Consider the following 5150-nt stretch of genomic DNA (forward strand, 5'->3'; position numbering starts at 1 on the left):
CGGCGCGGCCACCTATCGGCCATCAAAATTGACGCCGACCGGACTCCGTAATCGTCGCGCTACACCTATCATCACAACGAAAGATCGAGACAATGACCCAGACGGACCTGTTCAATTCCTACGACCTCGGCGGCCTCACGCTGACGAACCGCATCGTCATGGCGCCGCTGACGCGCAACCGCGCCGGAGTTGGCCTCGTGCCCAGCGCGTTTGCGGCGGACTATTATGCCCAGCGCGCGAGCGCCGGGCTCCTCATTACCGAGGCGACTCAGGTCTCTCAGCAGGCCCAGGGCTATCAGGACACACCCGGCCTCTACACGCCCGAGCAGATCGCGGGCTGGCGCACAGTGACCGACGCGGTGCATGCCAGGGGCGGCCGCATCTTCGTCCAGCTCTGGCATGTCGGCCGCGTCAGCCATATCGATTTTCATGACGGCGAAGCGCCGGTTGCGCCATCGGCGATCCGTGCAGAAACGAAGGTTTTTGTGAACAACGGCTTTGTTGAGGCGTCGCAGCCGCGCGCGCTCGAACTGGACGAACTCCCCGGCATCGTCGAGGATTTCCGCAAGGCCGCTGCCAACGCGATCGAGGCCGGGTTCGACGGGGTCGAAGTGCATGGGGCGAACGGCTATCTGCTCGACCAGTTCCTGCGGGAAGCCAGCAACGTCCGCTCCGACGCCTATGGCGGTTCGATTGAAAACCGCGCCCGCCTGCTGATCGAAGTAACCGCCGCTGTGGCGGATGAAATCGGCGCGCAGCGCACGGGTGTCCGTCTCTCGCCCGTGTCACCCGCAAATGGCACGGTGCCGTCGAGCGACGAGCAGCCGCAGTTCAACCATGTGGTGGAAGCACTCGACGCGCTCGGTATCGCCTATATCCACGTCGTCGAGGGGGCAACCGGCGGGCCGCGCGATGTGGCGCCGTTCGATTTCGATGCGCTGCGCAAGGCGTTCCGCAACACGTATATCGCCAACAACGGCTATACCCTTGAACTGGCCAAATCCCGCCTCGGCGAGGGCAAGGCGGACCTGATCGCTTTCGGCCACGACTTCATCGCCAATCCCGATCTGGTCGAACGGCTGAGAAGCGGCGCGCCGCTCGCCCAGATGAACCCGGCCACGATCTATGGCGGCGGCGCGCAGGGCTATACCGATTATCCTGTCGCCGTCATCACCGCTGACGCCTGATCCGGAGTAGCAGAACCATGAAGGCCTTCATCCTCGACCGCTACGGCAAGCAACAGGCGCTGCGTCCCGGCGACATGCCGGAACCGACGCCCGGCCCCGACGACGTAGTGGTCGAGGTGGAGGCTGCGGGGCTGAACCTGCTCGACTCCAAGATCCGGGACGGCGCGTTCAAGCCGATCCTGCCCTACAAGACGCCGCTTGTCCTCGGCCATGATCTGGCTGGCACCGTCGTCAGGGTCGGTGCTGATGTGCGGCGCTTCAAGCCGGGCGACGCGGTGTATGCGCGTCCGCGCGACGGGCAGATCGGCACTTTTGCCGAACGGATCGCCGTCAAGGAGGGCGATCTGGCGCTCAAGCCCGCCAGTCTGTCGATGGTGGAAGCCACATCGATTCCGCTGGTGGGGTTGACGGCCTGGCAAGTGCTGATCGAGCGGGCACAGATCAAGCCGGGGCAGAAGGTGCTGATCCATGCCGGATCGGGCGGTGTCGGCACCTTCGCCATCCAGCTCGCCAAACATCTTGGCGCAACCGTTGCGACGACGGCCAGCGCCGCCAACGCCCCGATGCTGAAGGACTTGGGGGCCGATATCGTCATCGATTATCGCAGCCAGAAGTTCGAGGAGGAACTGTCGGGCTACGACGTCGTCCTAAACAGCCTCGACGCCGCAACGCTGGAAAAATCGCTCAAGGTCCTGAAGCCCGGCGGCAAGCTGATCTCCATTTCCGGCCCGCCCGATCCTGCCTTCGCGCGCGCGCAAGGGCTGAACGCGGTGCTTCGGCTCGTGCTGCGCCTGATGAGCGCGGGCATCCGCCGCAAGGCGAAGCGCGCGGGTGTCGATTATTCCTTCCTCTTCATGCGCGCCGATGGTGAGCAACTTGGCGGGATCACGAAGCTGATCGAGAACGGCATTATCCGTCCGGTCGTGGATCGTACATTCCCGTTCGAGAAACTGAACGACGCCTTTGCCTACATCGACACTGGGCGCGCCAAGGGGAAGGTCGTCGTCACCCTGAAATGACGCGATATCCACAAACAAGGATTCCAACATGGCCACCCACTTCCGCAGCGCCGACTGGAAGACAGTCCCCACCCGCCACGTCGAGGCTACCGGCACGCGCTTCGCCTATCGCCGCATTGGGCCTGATACCGGCGTGCCGGTCGTGCTGCTCAACCATTGGGGCGCGAACCTCGATAATTTCGACCCCTGGATCGTCGAGGGTCTGGCAGCCGACCGCCCGGTCTATGCGCTCGACTATCGCGGTATCGGCACGTCCGGCGGTATAGCACCGCTCAGCATCGCCGAAATGGCGGACGACATGATCGCCGCGATCCGGGCGCTAGGGCTGACATCGATCGACCTGATCGGCTTTTCGCTCGGCGGCTTCGTCGCGCAGCAGATCCTGTTCGACGCGCCCGATCTCGTCCGCCGCGCCATCCTCGCTGGCACGGGTCCTGCGGGCGGAATCGGCATTGATCGGGTTGGGGCGGTCTCGTGGCCTCTCATCGTCAAAGGGCTGCTGACTTTCCGCGATCCCAAGACCTATCTCTTCTTCACCTCCAGCGCCAGCAGCAGGCGTGCGGCCCGGGCGTTTCTCGTGCGGCTCAAGGAGCGGACCCGCGATCGCGACAAGGCGGTCTCGCCCGGCGCGTTCCTGCGCCAGCTCAAAGCCATAAAGGCATGGGGCCAGCAGGCGCAACAGCCGCTGGACACCATCCGAACGCCCGTGCTCGTAGCGAATGGCGACCATGACATCATGGTGCCGAGCGACAACTCGACCGACATGGCGCACCGTATCCCGGGCGCCGAACTCGTCCTTTACCCCGACGCCGGGCATGGCGGCATCTTCCAGTATCACGACGCCTTCCTGACGAAGGCCAAGGCCTTCCTGGCCGCCTGACACGCCAGCCCGCACCGATTAGGATATACGCTATGGACTATACAACGTTCGGCCGTACCGGCCTTCAGCTTTCCAGACTGGCGCTGGGCACCGGCAATTTCGGCACCGGCTGGGGCTATGGCGCCGATCCTGAAACCGCCACCGCCATTCTGGACGCCTATGCCGAGGCAGGCGGGAATTTCATCGACTCGGCCGATGTCTACCAGTTCGGCCAGTCCGAAGAGATTCTCGGCACGGCGCTGCAAGGACGGCGCGAGGATTTCGTGCTCGCCACCAAATTCACCAATGGTGCTGCGCCGGATGCCAACCGGCTGGTGACGGGCAACAGCCGCAAGGCCATGGTCGCCTCGGTCGAGGCGAGCCTGAAACGGCTGAAGACCGATCGGATCGACCTCTACTGGGTGCATCATCCCGATGGCCTGACGCCGATCGAAGAGATCGTGCGCGGTCTCGACGATCTCGCCCGCGCCGGCAAGATCCTCTACGCTGGCCTCTCCAACTTCCCGGCCTGGCGGCTCGCGCGCGCGGCGACCCTCACCGAACTCACGCGCGCGGTGCCGATCGCCGCTGCACAGTTCGAGCATAGCCTCGTCCATCGCGCGCCCGAAGACGACTTGTTCCCGGCCTGCGAAGCGTTGGGGATCGGCGTTGTCACCTGGTCGCCGCTCGGCGGTGGCGTGCTGACTGGCAAATATCGCAAGGGTGAAACCGGGCGCGCCGAAGGGCTCGGCGGCCGCGTCTTCCAAGCGGAGAACACTGCGCTCCGGACGAGCACCGTCGATGCCGTGCTAGAGGTGGCAGAAGAAATTGGCTCGAGTGCCGATCGCGTCGCCATCGCCTGGGCTGCAACGCACGGCGCGGTGCCAATCATCGGACCGCGCTCGCTCGCCCAACTCGACAGCAATCTGGGCGCAGCGACTCTACGCCTCTCGGCAGAGCAGATCGCCCGCCTCGATGCGGCCAGTGCGCCGGTGGCTACGCCACCCCGCGCAACTATTAGGACCGTTGCCTGATGCAATGGAGCACCCCATGTCGCAGAACGCATCTTCACATGAGATTTGAAATCGAGCCCGCCCGACATCGTCCTTGCCCATCAGGTCCGCACTGCGTTCGATGTCCATAACCGAACGCTGAAAGGCGTGCCGCTGACGTGCCCCCCTGCTTTTCCTCCACGCATGATTAGAGTCCGGCCTGATGGAAGGACGGACGATGAAGCGATTGAGGTTCACGGAAGAGCAGACCATTGGCGTGCTGAAGGAGGCGGAGGCCGGTGCCAAGACGGGCGAGCTGGCCCGGCGCCACGGCGTATCCGAAGCGACGATCTACAACTGGAAGGCCAAGTACGGCGGCCTGGAAGTCTCGGAGGCGAAGCGTCTGCGAGCGCTCGAGGATGAGAACGCCAAGCTGAAGCGGCTGCTGGCCGAGACGATGCTCGACAACGCCGGCCTGAAGGATCTTCTCGCAAAAAATTGGTGACGCCCGCTGCGAAGCGAGAGGCGGTCGCTCGTCTCCAGGCGGTCCTGGGGATGAGCGAGCGGCGGGCGTGTCGTTTTATCGGCGCTGATCGGAAGAGCATGCGCTACCGATCGCAGCGGGATGATGATGCCGATCTTCGGTCGAAGCTGCGCGAGCTTGCGCAGCAGCGCCGGCGGTTCGGCTATCGAAGGCTGCACATCCTGCTGCGGCGGGAAGGCGTGGTGATCAACCGCAAGAAGACGCAGCGGCTCTATAGCGAGGAGAAGCTGGCGGTCCGACGCCGGCGGAACCGGCGCCGTGCCATTGGTGCACGGGCTCCGGCACCTGTGCTGGCGCTCCCCAACCAGCGGTGGAGCCTGGACTTCGTCCATGATCAGATGGCGTCGGGGCGCCGGTTCCGGGTGCTCAACATCGTCGATGATGTGACCCGCGAGTGCCTGCGAGCGGTGCCGGACACGTCAATATCGGGGCGCAGGGTCGTGCGCGAGCTAACCGACCTCATCGCCGAGCGCGGCAAGCCAGGTGTCAGCGGGCGTGTAATTCTCCGCGAAGATGGGCTTTGAAAATTCCCTGGATGTTGGACGTGGT

Annotated in this window: 4 protein-coding genes and 1 pseudogene; all 5 read left to right on the forward strand. The window is 64.4% G+C overall.

Translation table 11 applies throughout. The features are described from left to right. Positions 1-92 precede the first annotated feature (92 nt). Positions 93-1187, forward strand: a complete 1095-nt coding sequence (locus tag PYV00_RS21905; protein WP_145075544.1) for an alkene reductase — start codon at positions 93-95, stop codon at positions 1185-1187. 17 nt (positions 1188-1204) lie between these two features. After that, on the forward strand, positions 1205-2206 hold the full coding sequence (locus PYV00_RS21910) for an NADP-dependent oxidoreductase (protein ID WP_145075541.1): 1002 nt from the start codon (positions 1205-1207) through the stop codon (positions 2204-2206). Between the two features lie 28 nt (positions 2207-2234). After that, positions 2235-3086, forward strand: a complete 852-nt coding sequence (locus tag PYV00_RS21915) for an alpha/beta fold hydrolase (RefSeq protein WP_145075539.1) — start codon at positions 2235-2237, stop codon at positions 3084-3086. A 32-nt stretch (positions 3087-3118) separates the two neighbouring features. Then, a complete protein-coding gene (locus tag PYV00_RS21920) occupies positions 3119-4099 on the forward strand; it encodes an aldo/keto reductase (protein WP_145075536.1) in 981 nt (326 codons plus the stop codon). A 196-nt stretch (positions 4100-4295) separates the two neighbouring features. After that, a pseudogene (locus PYV00_RS21925) lies at positions 4296-5089 on the forward strand (IS3 family transposase); the annotation flags it as partial. Positions 5090-5150 lie beyond the last annotated feature (61 nt).

The sequence above is a fragment of the Novosphingobium album (ex Liu et al. 2023) genome (genome assembly GCF_029076845.1).
GTDB lineage: Bacteria > Pseudomonadota > Alphaproteobacteria > Sphingomonadales > Sphingomonadaceae > Novosphingobium.